Raw genomic sequence first — 19976 nt, forward strand, 5'->3', positions numbered from 1 at the left:
GAGATCGCAAAATCCCGGGTATCTCACGCTTGGGCCGATTTTTCAGCCCAGCGTTAGGGCCAGCGCGACCAGCACCCCGGCTTCGACGATCTCCAGCAGGGCGCCCGCGGTATCGCCCGTGGTACCGCCAAGCCGCTGGCGCAGGGCGCGACGCACCAGCAGCGCGATCCCGGCGGTCACCAGCAGCGCGGTCAGGCCCTGGGGTAGCAGGACCATGCCCAGAGCCCCCAGCAACAGCACCCGGACCAGGACCTTCCGCGGCAGGTGACGACTGAGCAGCTCGCCCAGACCGCCAGGGCGCACATAGGCGGTGGTCAGCAACAGCCAGGGCAATGCCAGGCGACCGGCCAGTGGCGCCAGCCACAGCGCGGCTGGCGCGTGGGGCAGAAGCACCACCAGGGCGCTCCACTTGAGCAGCAGGGTCAGCAGCAGCGCCAGCACGCCCATGGGGCCGCAGGCCGGATCCTTCATGATGGCCAGGGTCCGCTCGCGGTCACCGTAGCCGCCGATCCAGGCATCCGCCGTGTCGGCCAGGCCGTCCAGATGCAGGCCGCCGGTGAGGATCACCCAGCCGGCCAGCACCAGGGCCGCCTGCAGCAAGACACCGCCCGACGCCCCCAGCCAGGCGATCAGACTGAGCAGCGCCCCCAGCAGCAGGCCGACCGCCGGATACCAGAGCACCGAGCGGCCGACGGCCGCAGCGGGCGGCATGCCGGGCAGGCGCACCGGCAGACGGGTCAGAAACTGCACGGCGATCAGCAGCGGCAGCGGCATCAGCCCTCCTCCAGCGTCAGCGGCCGCAGGGTCGCGTAGGGCGCCTCGACCTGCAGCAGGTCCTTGGGTGGCAGCCCCCGCTGGCGGGCCAGCAGCAGGCGGATGACGCCGCCGTGGGTGACGATCAGACTGCGCCGGCCCTGCAGCCGTGGCCGCCAGCGGGCCACCGCGCCCAGGACCCGCGTGGCGAAGGCCGCCACGGGTTCGCCCCCGGGCGGGGTGTAGGCATAGGGATCGGCCCAGAAGCGGCCCAGGGCCTCTGCCTGGTCCTGCATGAGTTCGGCGGCGGTACGGCCTTCCCAGGCGCCGAAATCCAGTTCGCGCAGATCGGCTTCCACCGCCAGCTCGGCGCCCTGCTCCGCCGCCAGCCACTCGGCGAAGCGCGCGCAACGCTGCTGCGGCGACGTCAGGATCAGCTCGAAAGGCGGCTGCGGGGCGACGGCGGCGCGCAACTGCGCCCAGCCGTGTTCCGCCAGCGGCGGATCGAGGCGTCCGCGAAAGCCTTCGGGGCCTTCGGTGACGCCATGGCGCAGCAGCCAGCAGTCAGTCATGGGCGCGACTGGAGACGCTGGCTTCGGCGAAGGTCGCCATCTCGCTGTGCAGGCGGCAGGACAGCTGCAGCAGCGGCACGGCCAGGGCCGCGCCGCTGCCTTCGCCCAGGCGCAGGCCGAGATCCAGCAGGGGTTCGCCGCCCAGCGCCAGCAGCACCGCGGCGTGGCCGGGCTCGGCGCCACAGTGGGCGAACAGCAGCCAGTCGCGGGTATCGGGTTGCAGGTGCTGGGCGCAGAGGGCTGCCACCGAGCAGATGAAGCCGTCGACCAGGGTCGGCAGGCCCTGCTGGGCGCAGGCCATATAGGCACCGGTCAGGGCGGCCAGCTCGAAGCCGCCCAGGCGGCGCAGCAGTTCGTAGGGATCCTCCAGGGCGTCGCCATGGCGCAACAGGGCGCGCTGGATGACCGCCACCTTGCGCGCCACGCCATCGGCGTCCAGCCCGGTCCCGGGGCCGGCCAGGGCCAGCGGCGAGGTATCCAGCAGCACGCTGGCAATGGCGCTGGCGGCGGTGGTGTTGCCGATGCCCATCTCGCCACCGATGAACAGGTCGGCGCCGCCGGCACAGGCGCGCAGGACGGCGTCGCGACCGGCCAGCAGCGCCGCCTGGCACTGGTCATGGGTCATGGCCGGGGTCAGGGTGAAGTTGGCGGTACCGCGCCCCAGGGGCAGGTCGATGACGCCGGGCAGGGCTTCCAGGGGCGTGACGGTGCCCAGGTTGATGACTTCCAGAGCAGCATCCAGTTGCCGGGCGAGCACGCTGATGGCTGCCCCGCCGCAGACGAAGTTGCGCACCATCTCGGCGGTCACCGACTGCGGATAGGCCGAGACGCCCTCTTCCACCACCCCGTGATCACCGGCGAAGACCGCGATGGCGGTGCGCTGCAGCAGCGGCCGCGGCGTGCCCTGCAGGGCCGCCAACTGGATGGCCAGCACTTCCAGATCACCGAGCGAACCGCTCGGCTTGGTCAATACCGTCTGCCGCTGGCGTGCGGCTTCGGCCGCAGCGGTATCGGGTTGGCGGCAGGGTCCTTGCCACCAGGGCATGCTCATAGCGGGGTTCCTTTGAGGGTCAGGGGGAGACCGGCGACGGTCAGCACCACGCGCTCGCAGCGCGCGGCCAAGGCCTGGTGCAATTCGCCAGCGGCATCGACATAACGGCGGGTCAGCTCGCCCAGCGGGACGACGCCCAGGCCGGTCTCGTTGCTGACGAAGATGAAGTGACCGGGCAACTGCGGCACGAGCTCGAGCAGCTCCGCGCAGGCACGATCGAGGCGCTGGGGATCGTCGAGCAGGAGCAGATTGGTCAGCCAGAGGGTCAGGCAGTCCACCAGCAGGCAGCGCTCCGGCGCCGCCAGGGCCGCCAGGCGTTCGGCCAGCGCCAGGGGTTCTTCCACCAGCGCCCAGTGCGCCGGCCGGCGGGCGGCATGGCGCTCGATGCGCCGCGCCAGCTCGGCATCGCTGCCACCGGCAGTGGCGATATAGGTGACGGCAAGGCCGGACTCGGCGGCCAGGCGCTCGGCCAGGGCGCTCTTGCCGGAGCGCGCGCCACCGAGGATGAATTCACGCATCTAGAGCTCGCAGAGGGCGCGCAGGCGCCCGGTGTCCAGGTGGTGTTCGACCAGATCGGCCAGGCGCTCCAGATCCCGTTCGCGCAGGGCGTGGTAGTCCAGCTGCCGCGGCTCGGCCAGGCCGGCCCAGCGCAGCAAGGCGACGCTGGCGGCTGGCGACTCGAACAGGCCGTGCAGGTAGGTGCCCAGCACCTGGCCGTCGTCGCTGAGGCTGCCGTCGACGCGGCCATCGGCGAAGCGCAGTACCGGGCGCTCCAGGGCCGGGCCCTGGCTGACGCCGGCATGGATCTCGTAGCCGGCCACCTCGGCATTGCCGTCGTTCAGCCAGCCCTGCACGTTGCGCAGCTGCTTTTCCGCCGCCAGTTCGGTGGTCATGGCCAACAGGTTCAGACCGGCGCTGTCACCCGGCGCGCCTTCCAGCCCGAGGGGATCGGCGATCCGCTCGCCAAGCATTTGGAAGCCGCCGCAGATGCCCAGCACCCGTCCCCCGTATCTCAGGTGACGGGCGATGGCCGTATCCCAGCCCTGGGCGCGCAGGAAGGCCAGGTCGCCGCGCACGCTCTTGGAGCCGCCGAGGATGATCAGGTCGGCGGCGGGCAATTCCTCGCCCTGGCGGACAAACAGCAATTCCACCTGGGGATGCAGGCGCAGGGGATCGAAATCGGTGTGGTTGCTCAGCCGCGGCATCACCGGCACCGCCACCCGCAGGCGCGGTCCCTGCTTGGCGACCTGGCCGGTGGCCAGGCGATCCTCGGCTTCCAGGTGCAGGTCGTGCAGATAGGGCAGCACGCCGAGCACCGGCTTGCCGGTACGGGCTTCGAGCCAGTCCAGCCCGGGTTGCAGCAGGGCCAGGTCGCCACGGAAGCGGTTGATGATGAAGCCGGCGACGCGCGCCTGTTCGCTGGGTTCGAGCAGGTCCAGGGTGCCGACCAGATGGGCGAAGACGCCGCCGCGGTCGATGTCCGCCACCAGCAGCACCGGGCAGTCCACCGCCTCGGCGAAGCCCATGTTGGCGATGTCGCCCTGGCGCAGGTTGATCTCGGCCGGCGAACCGGCGCCTTCCACCAGCACCACCTGATAGCGCTCGGCCAATCGCGCATGGGAGGCCAGCACCGCTTCCCGCGCCACCGGTTTGTAGGCGTGATAGGCCTTGGCATCCATGCTGGTGACGGCGCGACCATGGATGATCACCTGGGCGCCGACATCGGTATTGGGCTTGAGCAGCACGGGATTCATGTCGGTATGGGGCGCCAGGCCACAGGCCTGGGCCTGAACCGCCTGGGCGCGGCCGATCTCGCCGCCATCGGCGGTCACGGCGCTGTTGAGCGCCATGTTCTGCGGCTTGAAGGGCACCACGGCCACGCCCTGGCGATAGAGCCAGCGGCACAGGGCGGCCACCAGGGTGCTCTTGCCGGCGTCGGAGGTGGTGCCCTGCACCATCAGCGTACTCATAGGGGACTCCGGTAGCTGGCGAGGCCCTGGTCCAGGCGCTGCCAGCCGGCCTCGTCGCCGGGCAGACCGAATCTCAGAGCGCCAAGCGCGGGAAACAGACGGGTCAGGATGGCCTGGCGGGCCAGGTGTTCGTGCAGATCCGCGACATCCGGGCGCTGCAGCAATTGAAACAGGGCGCAACCACCTATGGGCATAAGATCATGGCGGGCGAGCATGGCGGCCAGACGTTCGCCGGCCTCGAGCAGCGCCTCGCGCTGACGCTGCTGGCCCGACTGATCGGCCAGCAGTTGCCGGGCGAGATAACGACTGGGGCCGTTCACCGTCCAGGGCCCCAACTGCTCGTCCAACTGCGCCAGCAGGCTCGGCGCCGCCAGCACGAAGCCCAGCCGCATCCCGGCCAGTCCGAAGAACTTGCCAAAGGAGCGCAGCACGATCAGGCCGGGCAGATCGCTGAAGGGTGCAAGGCTTGCCCCCGGGGTGGGATCCATGAAGGCCTCGTCCACCACCAGCCAGCCACCCCGGCGTTCGAGCCGGGCGTGCCAGTCCAGCAGCCGGGCGGGCGACAGGCGCTCGCCGGTGGGGTTGTTGGGATTGACCACCACCACCACGTCCAGCTGGTCGAGATGAGTCGCGATGCCTGTCTCGTCCCACTCCAGCACCTCGTGCCCGGCGCGACGCCAGGCCAGGGCATGCTCGGCATAACAGGGCGCCAGCACCGCGACCCGCGCGGCTGGACGCAGGGTCGGCAGCGCCTGGATGGCGGCCTGGGAGCCGGCCAACGGCAGTGCCGCGCTGGCCCGGTAGCAGGCGCAGGCGGCTTCCACCAGGCCGTCGTCGGGCTCGGGCAGCCGTGCCCAGGCGCTGGCGGGAATCTCCGGCAGCGGCCAGGGCCAGGGGGCCAGGCCGGTGGATAGGTCCAGCCAGTCGCCCAGGGGAATGTCGTAGGTGCGCGCCGCGCGCCTCAGGCGACCGCCGTGCTCAAGCAAGCAGCAGTCCTCCCAGGGCGATGAGTGCGGTCCACAACCAGGCGCCACGGCGGACCAATTTCAGGGCGCGGGTGATGGCCAGGAAGGTCGGCGCCGGGCCACGGCCCAGCACCGGGCGCTCGTGCCACTCGCCGTGGTAGCGGGCCGGACCGCCCAGGCTCACGCCCAGGGCACCGGCACCGGCCGCCATCACTGGGCCGGCGTTGGGGCTTTCCCACAGCGGCGCCTGGGTCCGCCAGCTTTCGATGGCGCTCCAGAAACGGCCGAGGCCGGCATAGGTCAGGGCCACCAGGCGCGCGGGGATATAGTTGAGGACATCGTCCAGGCGCGCCGCGGCCCAGCCGAAACGCTCCAGGCGCGGCGTGCGATAGCCCCACATGGCGTCCAGGGTATTGGCCAGGCGATAGAGCACCACGCCGGGTGCGCCGAGCAGGGCGAACCAGAACAGCGCGGCGAAGACCGCATCGCTGCCGTTCTCCAGCACCGATTCGGTGGCGGCGCGGGCCACGGCGGTCTCGTCCAGCTCGCTGGTTTCGCGACTGACCAGATAGCCGACCCGACGCCGCGCCTCGGGCAGGTTGTTGCGTTGCAGAGCGCGCGCCACCGGCTCGGCGTGCTCGCCCAGGCTGCGCAGTCCCACGGCCAGATACAGCGCCAGGGGCTGGATGATCCAGGCCAGCCAGCCGATCTGGCAGAGCAAGGCGGTGAGCAGCACCCAAGGCAACACGGCCAGGCTCCAGGCCATCACGCCATGGCTGCGCCAGCCGCGCCCGCCGGGATTGAAGCGGGCCTCCAGGCTATCGGCCAGGCGCCCGAACAGGACCAGGGGATGGGCGCGGCGGGGTTCGCCGAGCAGCAGGTCGAGCAGCATGCCGCCGACGACCGCGAAGGCCAGCATCATGGCTTCTGGCCCCAGCGGTTCTCGAAGACCAATTCCTCCAGCGGCCGCCCCTGGCGCCAGCCCTCCTCTTCCAGCATGGGCCGCGGGTAGAAGGCTTCCACCGGCCCCAGGCAGAGGATGGCCGCCGGCTGGGCGCCTTCCGGCATCTCCAGCAGGCTGCGCACGGCTTCCGGTTCGAACAGCGACACCCAGCCCATGCCCAGGCCTTCGCAGCGGGCGGCCAGCCAGAGATTCTGGATGGCGCAGGACAGCGAGGCCAGGTCCATCTCCGGCAGGGTACGGCGGCCGAAGACGTGGGCTTCGCGGCCGTCCATGAGCGCCGCCACCAGCACCTCGGCGCAGTCGAGGATGCCCTGCACCTTGAGCTTCATGAAGTCGTCGCTGCGCTCGCCAAGGGCCTCGGCGGTGGCGCAGCGCTCTTCTTCCACCAGTTCGTGCAGCCGCTGGCGCAGGGCTGGATCGCTGATGCGCAGGAAGCGCCAGGGCTGCATCAGTCCGACGCTGGGCGCCTGGTGCGCAGCGCCCAGCAGACGGGCCAGTTGTTCGGGAGGCACCTCGCCACCGCAGAAATGGCGCATGTCGCGGCGCTCGGCGATGGCTCGGTAGACGGCGGCTTGGTCGGCGGGGGTATAGGGGGTCGTGGTCACGGCTTGAGCATCGCGGCGGCCGCGGCGGGTGCCGACGGCATGTAGAAGTGAATATAGCTGGCGGTGAGGCGACCGTCTCGGTAGACCGCCTCGGCCACCGCCTTGCCGTTGGGGCACAGCCCGCGCGCCCAGGGCGTCTCGGGTGACTCCAGGGCGGAGTGGTGATAGGTATGGCCGCGCAGGGTGCCCTGCGCGAAGTCCACCGACTGCAGGGCCAGGGCCGTGAGTCGCGCCTGCATCCGCGCGCTGCCCGGCAGCAGTCCGAGCAGGCTGGCGGATTCGCCGGCCTTGTCGGTCAGTTCGTCGAGCAGATAGAGCATGCCGCCGCACTCGGCGAGGATCGGCTTGCCCGCTGCGTGGTGGGCGCGGATGGCCGCGCGCATGCCCAGGTTGTTGGACAGCGTCTGCAGGTGCAGCTCGGGATAGCCGCCCGGCAGATAAAGGCTGTCCACCGCCGGCAGCGTCGTGTCGGCCAGCACGGAAAAGAACTGCAGCTCGGCGCCCAGGGCGCGCAAGAGATCCAGGTTGGCCTGGTAGATGAAGGCTAGCGCCGCATCCCGGGCCACACCGATCCGCACTCCGGCTAGCAGTGGCTCGACCGCGGTCGGCTCCGGCGCGGCGAAGGCCACGGGCGGCGGCAATTCGATGTCGGAACTGGCGCCCAGGGCATCGGCCGCCATGTCCAGACGGCGATCCAGGTCGGTGACCTCGTCGGCCTGGATCAGCCCCAGGTGACGACTCGGCAATTCGATGCCGGCATCGCGCGGCAGACTGCCAAAGAAGGTCATGCCCGCCGGCAGGCTGCCGCGGATCAGCTGGGTCTGCCGCGGACTGCCGCTGCGGTTGGCCAGCACCCCGGCGAAGGGCAGGCTCGGCCGGTAATGGGCGAGGCCATAGGCCAGGGCGCCAAAGGTCTGCGCCAGTCCGGCGGCGTCGATCACGCCCAGCACCGGTACGCCAAAGCGCTCGGCCAGGTCGGCGGCCGAGGGCTGGCCGTCGAATAGCCCCATGACGCCTTCGATGAGGATGAGATCCGCCTCCCCCGCCGCTTCCCACAGCAGGCGCCGGCTCTCGGCCTCGCCGATCATCCACAGATCGAGCTGATAGACCGGCGCGCCGCTGGCGCGGGCCAGGATCATCGGATCGAGAAAGTCCGGGCCGCACTTGAACACCCGTACCCGCCGCCCCTGTCGGGCATGCAACCGGGCCAGGGCGGCGGTGACGCTGGTCTTGCCCTGACCCGAGGCCGGGGCGGCGATCAGCAGCGCCGGGCAATGCCGCGTCTCGCCTACCATTCGATGCCCTGCTGGGCGCGGACGCCGGCCTGGAAGGCGTGCTTGACCAGACTCATGTCGGTCACGGTGTCGGCGGCCTCGACCAGCGCCTGTGGCGCACCGCGGCCGGTCACCACCACGTGCTGATGGGCCGGACGCCCGGCCAGGTCGGCCAGCACCTGGTCGACCTCCAGATAGCCATGCTTGAAGGCGATGTTGAGTTCGTCCAGCAGCACCAGGCCGATGGCCGGATCGCGCAGGAGCTCCACCGCCACCGCCCAGGCCGCGGCCGCCGACTGCAGGTCGCGGGCCCGGTCCTGGGTGTCCCAGGTGAAGCCCTCGCCCATGACGTGGTAGCGCACCTCGTCCGGAAAGCGCTTGAAGAAGAGTTGCTCGCCGGTGTCGCGGCGGCCCTTGATGAACTGCACCACCCCCACCTTCATGCCGTGGCCGAGGGCGCGCGCCGCCATGCCGAAGGCGGAGCTGCTCTTGCCCTTGCCGATGCCGGTATGCACCAGCAGCAGGCCGCGTTCGTCCTGGGCTTCGGCGATGCGGGCGTCGATCACCGCCTTCTTGCGCACCATGCGCGCGCGGTGGCGCTCGTCGCGCTCGGGGCTGGTCGAATCGGGGGTGTCGGTCATGGATGGTTCTCCGGGTGCGGGCGCGGCGGAGAAACGGGCAGAGACGCCGCCCGCGCAAGGCAGGTGGCGACGCCGCGCGACGCCCTCCGCATCGCCGAGATGAACGCAAGCGTGGCCGGTCTCCGGGCTGGTGAGCCGATGCCCTGAGGGCATCCGCTGCGCCCCTTCCCGGCCAGGGCCAGTGGGCATCGCGCAGCTACTGCTCAACTACCGTTGCGGGGGCAGCGCCGGCTCGACCGGCTTCCCTGTTTCACCCCGCTCCAGGCGGGGCACCACGTGCAAGGGCGCAGGGTACGGACTAGCCGGGAGAGCGTCAATCGATGGCGCCGCCCGAACTCGGCGTCGCGCGGACGGGTCCACCCTAGACACCCACCGCCAGGAGCTACCGGATGAACGATGCCACCCTCGCCGCCTGCATCAAGGCCTGCCTCGATTGCGCCGCCGCCTGCGAAACCTGCGCCAGCGCCTGCCTGGGCGAAGCCAATCTGGACATGATGCGTGACTGCGTCCGTCTGGATCGCGATTGCGCCGACGCCTGCCGCCTGGCCGCCACCTTCATGCAGCGCGGCAGCGACCGCATCGCCGAAGCCTGCGCCCTGTGCCTGGCCACCTGCCGCGCCTGCGCCGCCGAATGCGGCAAGCACAAGGCCGAACACTGCCAGGCCTGCGCCCGGGCCTGCGCAGCCTGCGCCGACGCCTGCGCGGCCATGGCCGCCTGAGGCGGCTGCCGATAACCGCATCCGCTGAGCGCCGGCTGCCGTGCTGCGCGCTCTGGTCGCAGCCGAATCCCGCACAGGAAGCCGCCGCTCGGGCGTTCGGCATTGGCATTACCCGGCGACGCCAGGGATAATGCCCGCCCTTTCATCGATATCCAGGCCTTCGCCATGACCGATACCAACCAAGATCCCCGTTTGAGCCGCATGAAGCGTCGCCTGCGCAAGAAGCAGTACCTGGGCGAATTCCAGGAACTGGCCTTTGAAATCAAGGTGAGCTTCAAGAACGAACTCAGCGAAGACGATCTGGACACCTTCCTGGGCGACTTCATCGACTACGTCGAAGAGCGCAAGCTGGACTACATCGGCGGCTTCGACAACGCCTGGGTCGAAGGCACCATCATGGCCAACAAGCGCTACACCTCGCCCACCGCGGAAGACCGTACCGCGCTGCTGGACTGGCTCAAGGCCCGCGCCGAAGTCGGCGAAGCCAACGCCTCCGATCTGCATGACGCCTGGCACCACGACGGCGAAGTCTAACTAGCCTTCGCCGGATAGCTTGGCGTCCGTTGCGGTCGTAAAGGGGAATCCGTTGGAAACCAGGTCCTCATGACGACCCTCCTGCAAATCTCCGATACCCACTTCGGCACCGAGCAACCCGCCGTGGTCGCGGCCCTGGAAGCCCATGTCCGCGAACACGGCGCCGATGTCCTCATCCTTTCCGGGGACATCACCCAGCGTGCCCGCCGCGAGCAATTCGCCGCCGCCAAGACCTTCGTCGAACGCCTGGAAAGCTACGGCATTCCCCGCACCCTGGTGATCCCGGGCAATCACGACCTGCCGCTGTACAATGTATTCGCTCGTTTCCTGACGCCCTATGGCAACTATCGCCGCCATTTCGGCCAGGACCTTGAGCCCAGTTTCGAGAACGACGAGCTCCTGCTGGTCGGACTCAACACCACCGCCCCGCAACGCCACAAGGATGGCGCGGTGAGCACCGTGCAGATCGAGCGCGTCGCCGAACGCCTGCGCCGCGCAGGCCCGGGCAAGTTGCGCATCGTCATCGCCCACCAGCCCTTCGGCGCCCTCGAACTCAGCGACCTGAGCAATCTGCAGCACAATGCCGATCACGCCCTGGCCACCTGGGCCGATGCCGGCCTGGATCTGGTGATGGGCGGCCATATCCACCTGCCCTATGTGCTGCCGCTGAGTCGCCAGTACCCCACCCTCCCCCGCGAGGTCTGGATCGTGCAGGCCGGCACCGCCCTCTCGTCGCGCGTGCGCGGCACCTCGCCCAACTCCTTCAATCGCCTGCTGGTCGGCGAAGGAACGGAGAAGACCGTGGACGTGGAGCGCTGGGACTTCCAGGGCGATCGTTTCGTCGTCGGCGAGCGTCACGCACTGCGCTGGCAGGCTGCGCAGGACGCCCTCGCGGAAGGCTGAGGCGTCCGACCGGGACGCCTATGCGCGCTCGCGCGCACTTCCAGCAATGGAAATTGATTCAAGCTGTTGAAACGGCTGGCAGGCCACGGGCGCCGCGTAGTCTTAGGACTTTCGGCAAGAGTGGCCTCCCATGGAATCCCTGACGCAATCGCTGCTTGGCTTTATCGAAACCCACCAGGCCTGGGCACCGCTGCTCGTCGGCCTACTCGCCTTTGGCGAGTCCCTGGTGCTGCTGGGCGTCTTCATTCCGGCCACGGCGCTGCTGCTGGTGGTCGGCGGCCTGGCCGGCTCCGGGGTGCTCTCGCCGGTGCCGCTGGTGCTGGCCGCCATCGTCGGCGCCATCCTCGGCGACATCTGCTCCTATATCATCGGCCGCTGGCTCGGTCCCAGCATCGTCCACCGCCCGCCCTTTCGCCGCTATCGCAAGCAGGTGGCCCGGACCCGGCTGTTCTTCCGCCGCTATGGCTTCTTCGCGGTCTTCGGCGGGCGCTTCCTGACCATGATCCGCAACACCGTGCCCCTGGTGGCCGGGATGATGGCGATGAACCAGCTGCGCTTCCAGTCGGCCAACGTGCTCTCGGCCATCGTCTGGGCGCCACTGATGATGGGCCCGGGTTATCTGGCGGCCAAGGGCGCCAACCACTTCAGCTTCGCCGGCAACGAGTCGCTGTGGATCGGCGCGGCGGTGGTCGCCGTGCTGGGCGCCGGCGCCGCGCTGTTCTTCAAGCAGCGGCTGAAACGCGCCTAGCGGCGGGCGGCCAGCGCCTCGCGCAGACGCTGGCGATTCAGCGGTACCTCGCGCAGGCGCAGACCGGTCGCCGCCGCCACGGCATTGGCGATGGCCGCTGGGATGGCGGCGGTGGTGGCCTCCCCGGCCCCCACCGCCGGCTCTTCCGGCCGATCGATCAGCTCCAGTTCCAGCTCGGGCAATTCGTTGAAGGTCAGCGGCGGATAGGCGCCCCACTCCAGACTGGTTACCCCCTGCTGATCGAAGCGCACCGCCTGCTTGAGGGTCCGGGCGATGCCCTGTACCACGCAGCCTTCCAGCTGGTTGCGCAGGCCATCCGGATTGACGATCAGCCCGCAGTCATGGGCCACCACCACCCGGGTGACGCGGATCCCCGCCGCCTCGCTCACCGCCACCTCGACCACCGCGGCCACATAGGCGTTCTCATTTTCATAGCGCAGGAAGGCCAGGCCCTGACCTTTCGCCAGGGCGCCGTCCCAGGTCTTTTCCTGCCGGGCCGACGGTCGCCAACCGGCCTTGGCCGTGGCGGCCTGCAGCACCGCCCGGGCGCGGGGGTCCTGCAGATAGCGCAGGCGGAATTCCTGCGGATCAACCCCGGCCGCCAGGGCCAGCTCGTCCATGAAGGATTCGTTGGCGAAGGTATTGCCGACCGCCCCCAGGGCGCGCAGGGCAGAGGGTCGCAGCGGCGAATCCCCGGCTTCCAGCCAGTGGGTCGCCACCTGGACATTGAGCAGGTCGTAGTCCAGCGGCGCATTGCGATTGCCACCGCCCCGCCCACCCTTGAGCGGCAGGTTGTAGGCCAGTTGTCCGGCGAGCAGCGCCGCCTTGCCGATCTGGCCGTTGGGGCGGGTCAGGTGGGTGGGCGTCCAGTTGGCGAAGCGCCAGGCCAGCAGATCGCCGGCCGCGCTCAGGCCGCCGGCCAGGCGCATCAGCATGGCCGGTCCCTTGGGATTCCAGCCGTGTTCGTCGGCGCGACTCCATTGCACCCGGACCGGACGGCCGCACAGCTTGGAGAGCAGCGCCGCATCGGCCGCCGCGTCATCGGCGCCGTTATGGCCATAGCAACCCGACGCCTGCTGGTAGATGACATGGATGCTGTCTTCCGGCAGCGCCAGCAGATCCGCCAGCGCCGCCCGGAGCTGATAGACGCCCTGGGTACCGCTCCAGACGGTGGCGCCGTCGGCACGCACCTCTGCCACCGCGCAGGACGGACCGATGGAGTCGTGATTCTGATAGGGCCAGCGATACTCGGCGTCCAGCCGCTGGGCGGCGTTGGCCAACTCCCCCGCGACATCGCCGGCCTCCTGCTGGAGGTCGGCCGGTCCGGCCTTGGCTTCCAGCCGGGCATAGAGTTCGCCTGGCAGGGGCAGGTCCGGCACCAGGCTCCAGTCCACCCGCAGCGCCGCCGCGCCCTGGCGCGCCAGCCAGGCCTGCTCGGCCACCACCGCGACGAAGGCGCCCTCGTACACCAGCTGAGCACCGGCCGGCAGCGCGCTGGCATCGATACCACGCACGCTCACCCCCGCCAACCGCGCCGAACCGATGCAGGGCGGCCGCACCACGCAACCGTGCAGCATGCCGGGCAGGCGCAGGTCGTGGACGTAAGCGAAGCTGCCGAACAGCTTGGCCGGGATGTCTTCCCGCGGCACCGAGGTCCCGACCAGGCGATAGTCCTTGACGGCGCGGGTACGCACCGCCTGGTTGACCAGCCGCCCCAGCGGCCGTCCGCCGACCAGCTCGCCATAGCTGACGAAACGCCCGGTGGGATCGCCACGATAGACCACCCGGCCATCCACCGTGTCCACCACCGCCAGATCCAGCCCCAGGCGCCGCGATCCTTCCAGAAACAGGAATTGCCGCGCGCTGGCGGCGGCCTTGCGCAATTGGGCGCCGCCCACCTGCAGGCTCTTGCTGCCGGCGGTGATGCCCTGGTCGGGCGTCAGCCGGGTATCGCCCTGGATCAATCGGGTGGCGGCAAAGGCCACGCAGAGCTCCTCGGCCACGATCTGCCGCAGCGCCGTGCTGACCCCGGTACCCAGTTCCACCTTGCCGCTGTAGACAATGACCTGGCCCTGGGCATCCACCGCCAGCCAGGCGTCCAGTTGCCGTTGATCGAGGGTCTTGGCCAGACTCGCAGTGTCAGCAGGTGCGGGCAATACCTGGGCGGCGACCGGTCGCTGCAGGCTGAAGCCCAGCAGCAGCACCGCGCTGCCGCCGAGAAAGGTGCGGCGGGACAGCGTCATGCCGGGGCCTGCCCGTCGCGCAAGAGCACCGCCGCCCGCTTGACCGCGCGCAGGATGCGATAGTGGGTCCCGCAGCCACAGAAATTGGCCGCCAGCGCCTGGCGGATCTGCGCATCGCTGGGATCGGGCACCCGGGCGAGCAGCGCCTGGGCGGTCATCACCATGCCAGGGATGCAATAGCCGCACTGCGCCGCCTGCTCTTCGATGAAGGCCCGTTGCAGCGCATGCGGCGCCGCTGGCGTGCCCAGGCCTTCCAGGGTCAGCAGCTCGCGACCGGCAAAGGACGCCGCCGGCAGCAGACAGGCACGCACCGGCTTGCCATCCGCCAGCACCGTACAGGCACCACATTCGCCCAGGCCGCAGCCGAATTTCGGCCCCTTGAGGCCCAGCTCGTCGCGCAGGGCGTCCAGCAGAGGCATGCGTGGATCGACGTCGAGCTGTCGCGACTCGCCATTGACCTTGAGTTCGAGGACCGCCACCGCTAGTGCTCCCGTTCGCGCGCCGCCGCCACGTCCTCGGGACGAATATGAGCGGCGTGACCACCAAAGCGGCGGCCGATGTAGGTGGCCAGATCGGCCAGTTGCTGATCACTGAGCAACTCCCGATAGGCTGGCATGAAGGCGTGCTCGGTGCGTCCCTGGCGGTCGAGCCCGTCGAGCAGCACGCGCACCAGGTTGGTCCCTGCCGGATCGCGCACCGCCGAATAGTTGCTGAAGGAGCGCGGATAGGGACCGGCCGGCCCCTGGTCGTCCGGCGCATGACAGCTGGCGCAGGCGGATTGCAGCAAGGCCGCACTTTCCGCCTCGGCGGCAGTGAGCGGCCCGGTTTCACCGGGTGGCTGCACCTCGGCACGCGCCGGAACCGCTCCGGGCTGCGCTGGTAGGGTCCGCAGATAGGCGATCAGGGCACCGAGATCCGCATCGTTCAGATGGCGGGTACCGCCGCTCACCACCTCGGCCATGGGGCCCGCCGCCACAGCCTCGCCGCGCTGATGGCCTTCGCGCAGATAGCTGGCGAGCTTGGCATCGCTCCAGCCGCCGAGGCCGCGCGGGTCCGCGGTGAGATTCCAGGCGGTCCAACCCTGCTGGGTCGCCCCGGCATAGGCCCGGCCGCTGTCGAGACCCTGGCTCCAGGTCCGCGGCGTGTGGCATTCCTGGCAATGCCCCACCGCCTCGGCCAGGTAGGCGCCCCGCGCCACCTGCGCATCGGCAGTAACCGGTAACGGACCCGGCGTGAAGTTGAGCCATTTCCAACCGCGGATCAGCGCGCGCTGATCGAAGGGAAAGCGCAGGCCGTTGGCGGGCGGCGCATAGGGCACCGGTCGCTGGATCTGCAGATAGGCGAAGATCGCGGCGATGTCCTCGTCGCTCAGGCGGGTAAAGGCCGTATAGGGAAAGGCCGGATAGAGCTGCTCACCATCGCGCCCCAGCCCGTCGTGCAAGGCGCGGCGAAACTCGTCCGCCGTCCAGTCGCCCAGGCCGTGCTCGCGATCCGGCGTGATATTGCTTGAGTAAAGACGGCCAAAAGGCGTATCGAAGGCGACACCACCGGCGAAGGGTGCACCGTCGGGACGGGTATGACAGCCCTGGCAGTTGCCCAGCCGGGTCAGGTATTCGCCCCGCGCCAGGGTCGCCTCGTCGGCGCGTACCGGCGCGGCCTTGGACAGGAGCAGCATCCCCGCCAACAGGGGCAGGGCCAGGGATCTCATCAGCTCTCCTCTTGAGGTCGAACCGGACGGGCGGATTCCGCCGTGGCGTTGCCGTCATCCTAATCGCAGCGGCAAGCGCCCGTGGCGTTCGCCCCTGGAGGTGAGATGCAGGCGACAGTTTCGACCCGCACGTCAACGGCGGCCTTTACATTCCCGCTCCACTCCGGCTGCGCCCTGGCGCGAGCTACTGAGTCGCCAATAACCACCAGTTTTGATTACCCGTACTCAGGACAGGAAGGAAGACTTTCCAAGTATAAGCACTAAAGGGGTGGTATTACTCAACGCTTGGGCACGAAGCCATCGGGCTTGGCCGCCAGCCAGTCGACGAACTGGCGAATGCGCGCATCGCTGAGCAGCAACTCGCGGCTGTTGTATTCCAGCGCCAGGGTCTTTTCGTCGAAGGTCTGGTGGATATGGTTGTGGCAGGGTCGGCAGACCCAGAGGGTGGCGGTGATCCGGCTGACGCGGTCGAACCTCTTGCGCACGTAGGCCTTGTCGTGCAGCGAGCGAGGGATCAGGTGATGGCGGGTGAGCGGCGCCGCCCTACCACACAGCTCGCAACGAGCCGGCTGGGGCGGCAGACGTATCGCCTGGGGCATGATGGGCTCCGCACGGGCTGGATGCCTATTCGAGCGGCCCGGGCGGAACGGGGTTCAATAGCCGCCGGCGAGACTCGGCGTGACCAGCACGCGCTTGGCCTGCAGATAGCTGTTCTGCCAATAGGGCTTGGCCAGGCTGTCCAGGCGCACCGTCCCACCAGTGCGCGGCGCATGGACGAAGCGCCCTTCCCCGACGTAGATGCCGGCATGGCTGACCTGACGGCCACCGGCGGTGGCGAAGAAGATCAGATCACCGGGCTGCAGGGCATTGCGCGCCACATTGGGCGAGCCAAGGGTGATCATCTCGCGGGTCGAACGCGGCAGGGTCACCCCGGCCGCATCGCGATAGACGTAGCCGATCAGGCCGCTGCAATCGAAGCCACCCGCCGGGGTATTGCCGCCGTAGCGATAGGGAGTGCCGACCAGGCCAATTGCCCGAAAGAGCACATCGTTGGCGGCCTGGGCCTGGCTTTCCAGCAGGGGGCGGGAGACGACCGGGGCGACCGGTGCGGGTGCCTGGGGCGGCCTGCCGGCACAGGCGGCCAGCAGCACGAAGGCGCAATACAATCCGAGGCGAGCCGCATGCGGCATTGGAGACATCCTTAGTTATCCATCGATCACCGTCGGCCTGCCACGCAGCCTCGACGGGTCCTCGAAGCGCACCGGCGGAGATCGCGGCGATACGCCTCAGCGCAATACGCGCTTGCCTTCCAGGAAACTCACCTTCCAGTACTGGTCGTCCAGGCTGTCCACCCGCACCCCGCCGCTGCGGCGACTGGAGGAATGGATGAACTTGCCCTCGCCCATGTAGATACCGGTGTGACTGACCCGGCCACGGCCGTTGCTATTGAACAGCAACAGATCGCCAGGTTCCAGATCGTTCTTGCTGACTACCGGTACTTCGAGATCGATGATCTCGCGGGTGGAGCGCGGCAGGGTCATGCCGGCCCGCTCGCGAAAGACGTAATTGACGAAACCGCTGCAATCGAAGCCGGCCAGGGTGCTGCCGCCGCGGCGATAGGGCGTGCCCACCAGCTGGGTGGCACGATTGAGGATCTGGTCCGCCAGATTCGGCAGCGCCTGACGCGGACCGACCTCGCGATCCCAATCCAGTTGATGCGGCGACTGGGTATGGGGGAAGACCGGACGTTGCTGAGCGCTCTCGGTCTCCACCGCGGCGGAACCGTTGCCAGCACCACCCAGACCATGCAGCGAGGCGGTCTGGAAGGTCCGGGAGGTAGAGGACTGATCAGGGGCAACGGCGATGTCAGGACTTTGCGGCGCACTCGCACAGGCGGCGAGCAGACAGACAAAAGACAGGGGCACGAGGGGTGCGAAGCGTTTCCTTGGCATGGGCACGACCGTGTCGTTTTCTCAAAGTTTCGACACCTTGCCGACCTGGATCACAGATGGCAAGTTTTTTTAGCCTTCGATGTGACTCAAAAGCCGAGGAAGGACGTCTACGGCCCTTTTTTTGATCTGAACGGTCGCCAAGCCGCTCAGCGACGAGCGGTCCGGATTGATTTCGATGAGGTCACCACCCTGCGTCAGGGTCTGGTCAATCGGCGCCTGGATATAGCCGAAGGCGGCCGTGGTGCCGACGGCGATCACCAGGTCGAAGCCCTCCTCCATCGCCTCCTGCAGACGTTGCAGCTCAGTGGCCGGCAGGGCTTCCTCGAACAGCACCACCGGTGGCCGCAGGATGCCGCCGCATGCGGGACAGCGCGGCGGCAGCGGACCGGCCAGGCGATCTTGCGCATCCGCGACCGTCTGCGCGCAACTCATGCAGGCGAGCGGCTCCAGTTGTCCATGGATCTCGATCAGCCGCTCTGGCGGAAAGCCTGCCTGCCGATGAAAGCCGTCGATGTTCTGCGTCAGCACCCAGCTGCCGGGGTGACTGACACCGAAGTCGGTGATCGCCTGGTGCGCCGCATTGGGCCTGGCCGCAGCGCAGGCCCGGCCGAGTTGCGCCAGGTAGCGCCAGCAGAGCTCCGGACGCTGCCGGAGCATGCTGCCCGAGAGCGCCGCCTCGATGGGGATGCCCTCTTCGGTGAGGCCGTTGTACAGCCCGCCCAGGCCGCGATAGGTCGGCAGTCCCGAATCGGCGGACAGCCCCGCCCCGGTGATGAACAGCACCCGACCGGCCCGCTGCAGCAGGCCTTGGGCACGCACCAGGGCGTCGGTCAATGATTCACCGTCAGGGCCAGCATCACCGACAGCTGGCAGAGCGGGCGGCCGCTCTGTTCCTGCCAGAGGTTGAAGGCCTCCTGCATCTTCTGCCGATCGCGCTTGGCGGTGGGCGCCTTGTCGAGGATGTTCTGCGCCTTGAGTGCCGTCACCACGTCGTCAGTCGCCAGAAAGGTGTCCTTGCCAGCCATGCGCAGGAAGCGCTGCGCTGACAGGCCACCCAGCTGATTGCCACGCTTGGTCAGCAGCTCCCAGAGGCCAACGATGTCCTGCGTCGGCCATTCGGCCAGCAACTGGCCGAAGCTGCCGTGACTGCGCTGGAAGTCCAGCACCATCTGGGCGTTGATCGGCACGCTGCGCAACTTGCCCAGGTGGCGGATCAGACGGGCGTCCTGCATCAGCCGCTCCAGACGCTCGCCGCCCATGAGCACCACCTTCTCCGGATCGAAGCCGAAGAAGACCTCCTCGAAGGCCGGCCACTTGGCGTCCACCAGGCTGTGCTTGAGTCCGGCGCGAAAGATGCGCCGGGTCAGCAGCGACAGATAGCGGTCATCGCCCACGGACGCCAGGGTGGCAGCGTCGACCGGTTGCGGCAGCCGTGCCTCCAGGGCCGCTCGTGAGCCGCAGCGATTGAGAGCGTATTCGAGCAGCCAGGCATAGTCCCGCATCAGAGATTCATCACCTGGACGAAGCGCGGCGTGGCGCTGTCATCGATCCTGAGACTGGCGAAGTCGAACAGCTCGCGATCGGCCAGTTGCGAGGGCACCACGTTCTGCAGGGCGCGGAACATGATCTCGGTACGCCCCGGCGTCTTGCGCTCCCACTCCAGCAGCATCTCCTTGACCACCTTGCGCTGCAGGTTCTCCTGGGAGCCGCAGAGGTTGCAGGGAATGATGGGAAATTCGCGCAGGACGGCGTAGGCCTCGATGTCCTTCTCGTTGCAATAGGCCAGCGGACGGATCACCACGTTGCGCCCGTCGTCGGCGCGCAGCTTGGGTGGCATGGCCTTGAGCGTGCCGCCATGGAACAAATTGAGGAAGAAGGTTTCTACCATGTCGTCGCGATGATGGCCGAGCGCCATCTTCGTCGCGCCGATCTCGTCGGCGAAGGTATAGAGGATGCCCCGCCGCAGGCGCGAGCACAGCGAACAGGTGGTCTTGCCCTCGGGAATCTTTTCCTTCACCACGGAATAGGTATCACGTTCCAGAATGTGGTACTCGACCCCCAGTTCCTTCAGGTACTGAGGTAAAACGTGTTCAGGAAAGCCCGGCTGCTTCTGGTCGAGGTTGACCGCCACGATCTCGAAGCGAATCGGTGCGACCTTCTGCAAATAGAGCAGCATGTCGAGCAGGGTGTAGCTGTCCTTGCCACCGGACAGGCAGACCATGACCTTGTCGCCGTCCTCGATCATGTTGTAGTCGGCGATGGCTTCGCCGGTAAGACGGCGCAGGCGTTTCTGCAGCTTGTTCTGGTTGACCGAAAGGGTGCCCATGGATGAATCCGCGAAAGGAAAAAACGAAAGGCCGGCATTTTACGCGCA

General features: G+C 68.7%; 23 protein-coding genes and 1 riboswitch. Of the genes, 4 read left to right on the forward strand and 19 right to left on the reverse strand.

Translation table 11 applies throughout. The features are described 5' to 3' along the window. Positions 1–42 precede the first annotated feature (42 nt). The 10 genes from POR01S_RS11105 to cobO are packed head-to-tail and all read right to left on the reverse strand — an operon-like array spanning position 43 to position 8795. Positions 43–774 (reverse strand): adenosylcobinamide-GDP ribazoletransferase, encoded by a 732-nt coding sequence (locus POR01S_RS11105; RefSeq protein WP_042135854.1) that lies wholly within the window; start codon positions 772–774, stop codon positions 43–45. Beyond that, positions 774–1325 (reverse strand): histidine phosphatase family protein, encoded by a 552-nt coding sequence (locus POR01S_RS11110; RefSeq protein WP_042135855.1) that lies wholly within the window; start codon positions 1323–1325, stop codon positions 774–776. The genes POR01S_RS11105 and POR01S_RS11110 overlap by 1 nt, the downstream gene beginning before the upstream one ends. Further along, positions 1318–2376, reverse strand: coding sequence for a nicotinate-nucleotide--dimethylbenzimidazole phosphoribosyltransferase (cobT, locus tag POR01S_RS11115; protein WP_027596926.1), 1059 nt, complete (start codon positions 2374–2376; stop codon positions 1318–1320). The genes POR01S_RS11110 and cobT overlap by 8 nt, the downstream gene beginning before the upstream one ends. Then, the gene (cobU, locus tag POR01S_RS11120; protein WP_042135857.1) at positions 2373–2894 is read right to left on the reverse strand and encodes a bifunctional adenosylcobinamide kinase/adenosylcobinamide-phosphate guanylyltransferase; all 522 of its coding nucleotides are present in this window, start codon (positions 2892–2894) and stop codon (positions 2373–2375) included. Before cobU ends, cobT begins: the two co-directional genes overlap by 4 nt. Continuing rightward, positions 2895–4346, reverse strand: a complete 1452-nt coding sequence (locus tag POR01S_RS11125) for a cobyric acid synthase (RefSeq protein WP_042135859.1) — start codon at positions 4344–4346, stop codon at positions 2895–2897. Then, entirely contained in the window at positions 4343–5332 is a 990-nt protein-coding gene (cobD, locus tag POR01S_RS11130) for a threonine-phosphate decarboxylase CobD (RefSeq protein WP_042135861.1), read from the reverse strand. Before cobD ends, POR01S_RS11125 begins: the two co-directional genes overlap by 4 nt. Then, complete coding sequence (cbiB, locus tag POR01S_RS11135; protein WP_042135862.1) at positions 5325–6233, reverse strand: adenosylcobinamide-phosphate synthase CbiB; 909 nt, start codon at positions 6231–6233, stop codon at positions 5325–5327. The genes cobD and cbiB overlap by 8 nt, the downstream gene beginning before the upstream one ends. Continuing rightward, on the reverse strand, positions 6230–6880 hold the full coding sequence (gene bluB / locus POR01S_RS11140) for a 5,6-dimethylbenzimidazole synthase (protein WP_027596931.1): 651 nt from the start codon (positions 6878–6880) through the stop codon (positions 6230–6232). The genes cbiB and bluB overlap by 4 nt, the downstream gene beginning before the upstream one ends. Continuing rightward, on the reverse strand, positions 6877–8175 hold the full coding sequence (locus tag POR01S_RS11145; protein ID WP_027602690.1) for a cobyrinic acid a,c-diamide synthase CobB: 1299 nt from the start codon (positions 8173–8175) through the stop codon (positions 6877–6879). Before POR01S_RS11145 ends, bluB begins: the two co-directional genes overlap by 4 nt. Next, a complete protein-coding gene (gene cobO, locus POR01S_RS11150; RefSeq protein ID WP_027596933.1) occupies positions 8169–8795 on the reverse strand; it encodes a cob(I)yrinic acid a,c-diamide adenosyltransferase in 627 nt (208 codons plus the stop codon). The genes POR01S_RS11145 and cobO overlap by 7 nt, the downstream gene beginning before the upstream one ends. Positions 8796–8891: 96 nt before the next feature. Further along, positions 8892–9087, reverse strand: a riboswitch (cobalamin riboswitch). Between the two features lie 97 nt (positions 9088–9184). Between cobO and POR01S_RS11155 the strand changes: the two genes are divergently transcribed. From POR01S_RS11155 to POR01S_RS11170, 4 genes are all read left to right on the forward strand, one after another. Next, positions 9185–9514, forward strand: a complete 330-nt coding sequence (locus POR01S_RS11155; protein WP_027596934.1) for a four-helix bundle copper-binding protein — start codon at positions 9185–9187, stop codon at positions 9512–9514. 165 nt (positions 9515–9679) lie between these two features. Then, positions 9680–10048 carry a YggL 50S ribosome-binding family protein gene (locus POR01S_RS11160; protein ID WP_037007217.1) on the forward strand — a complete coding sequence of 123 codons (369 nt, stop codon included), beginning with the start codon at positions 9680–9682 and terminating at the stop codon, positions 10046–10048. A 69-nt stretch (positions 10049–10117) separates the two neighbouring features. Further along, complete coding sequence (locus POR01S_RS11165; protein WP_042135865.1) at positions 10118–10951, forward strand: metallophosphoesterase family protein; 834 nt, start codon at positions 10118–10120, stop codon at positions 10949–10951. A 130-nt stretch (positions 10952–11081) separates the two neighbouring features. After that, positions 11082–11699 carry a DedA family protein gene (locus POR01S_RS11170; RefSeq protein WP_042135867.1) on the forward strand — a complete coding sequence of 206 codons (618 nt, stop codon included), beginning with the start codon at positions 11082–11084 and terminating at the stop codon, positions 11697–11699. On the opposite strand, the gene POR01S_RS11175 is transcribed toward POR01S_RS11170, so the two are convergent. The 9 genes from POR01S_RS11175 to ttcA form a co-directional block, all read right to left on the reverse strand. Then, positions 11696–13942, reverse strand: a complete 2247-nt coding sequence (locus POR01S_RS11175) for a xanthine dehydrogenase family protein molybdopterin-binding subunit (RefSeq protein ID WP_042135869.1) — start codon at positions 13940–13942, stop codon at positions 11696–11698. The two genes, POR01S_RS11170 and POR01S_RS11175, sit on opposite strands and share 4 nt — an antisense overlap. Continuing rightward, positions 13939–14421, reverse strand: a complete 483-nt coding sequence (locus POR01S_RS11180) for a (2Fe-2S)-binding protein (RefSeq protein ID WP_042135871.1) — start codon at positions 14419–14421, stop codon at positions 13939–13941. The genes POR01S_RS11175 and POR01S_RS11180 overlap by 4 nt, the downstream gene beginning before the upstream one ends. Before the next feature lie 2 nt (positions 14422–14423). Beyond that, on the reverse strand, positions 14424–15650 hold the full coding sequence (locus POR01S_RS11185) for a cytochrome c (protein ID WP_052382653.1): 1227 nt from the start codon (positions 15648–15650) through the stop codon (positions 14424–14426). Positions 15651–15928: 278 nt separating this feature from the next. Continuing rightward, positions 15929–16249, reverse strand: a complete 321-nt coding sequence (locus POR01S_RS11190; protein WP_007159236.1) for a hypothetical protein — start codon at positions 16247–16249, stop codon at positions 15929–15931. Positions 16250–16303: 54 nt separating this feature from the next. After that, positions 16304–16840, reverse strand: coding sequence for a C40 family peptidase (locus POR01S_RS11195; protein WP_017638877.1), 537 nt, complete (start codon positions 16838–16840; stop codon positions 16304–16306). A 96-nt stretch (positions 16841–16936) separates the two neighbouring features. Next, on the reverse strand, positions 16937–17575 hold the full coding sequence (locus POR01S_RS11200; RefSeq protein WP_081875203.1) for a C40 family peptidase: 639 nt from the start codon (positions 17573–17575) through the stop codon (positions 16937–16939). Between the two features lie 96 nt (positions 17576–17671). Then, positions 17672–18436, reverse strand: a complete 765-nt coding sequence (locus POR01S_RS11205) for an SIR2 family NAD-dependent protein deacylase (protein ID WP_042135875.1) — start codon at positions 18434–18436, stop codon at positions 17672–17674. Then, positions 18433–19104, reverse strand: coding sequence for a DNA-3-methyladenine glycosylase I (locus tag POR01S_RS11210; protein ID WP_027596943.1), 672 nt, complete (start codon positions 19102–19104; stop codon positions 18433–18435). Before POR01S_RS11210 ends, POR01S_RS11205 begins: the two co-directional genes overlap by 4 nt. After that, positions 19104–19928 carry a tRNA 2-thiocytidine(32) synthetase TtcA gene (gene ttcA, locus POR01S_RS11215; RefSeq protein ID WP_027602682.1) on the reverse strand — a complete coding sequence of 275 codons (825 nt, stop codon included), beginning with the start codon at positions 19926–19928 and terminating at the stop codon, positions 19104–19106. The genes POR01S_RS11210 and ttcA overlap by 1 nt, the downstream gene beginning before the upstream one ends. Positions 19929–19976 lie beyond the last annotated feature (48 nt).

This window comes from Pseudomonas oryzihabitans NBRC 102199 (genome assembly GCF_000730625.1).
GTDB classification, from domain to species: Bacteria; Pseudomonadota; Gammaproteobacteria; order Pseudomonadales; family Pseudomonadaceae; genus Chryseomonas; species Chryseomonas oryzihabitans.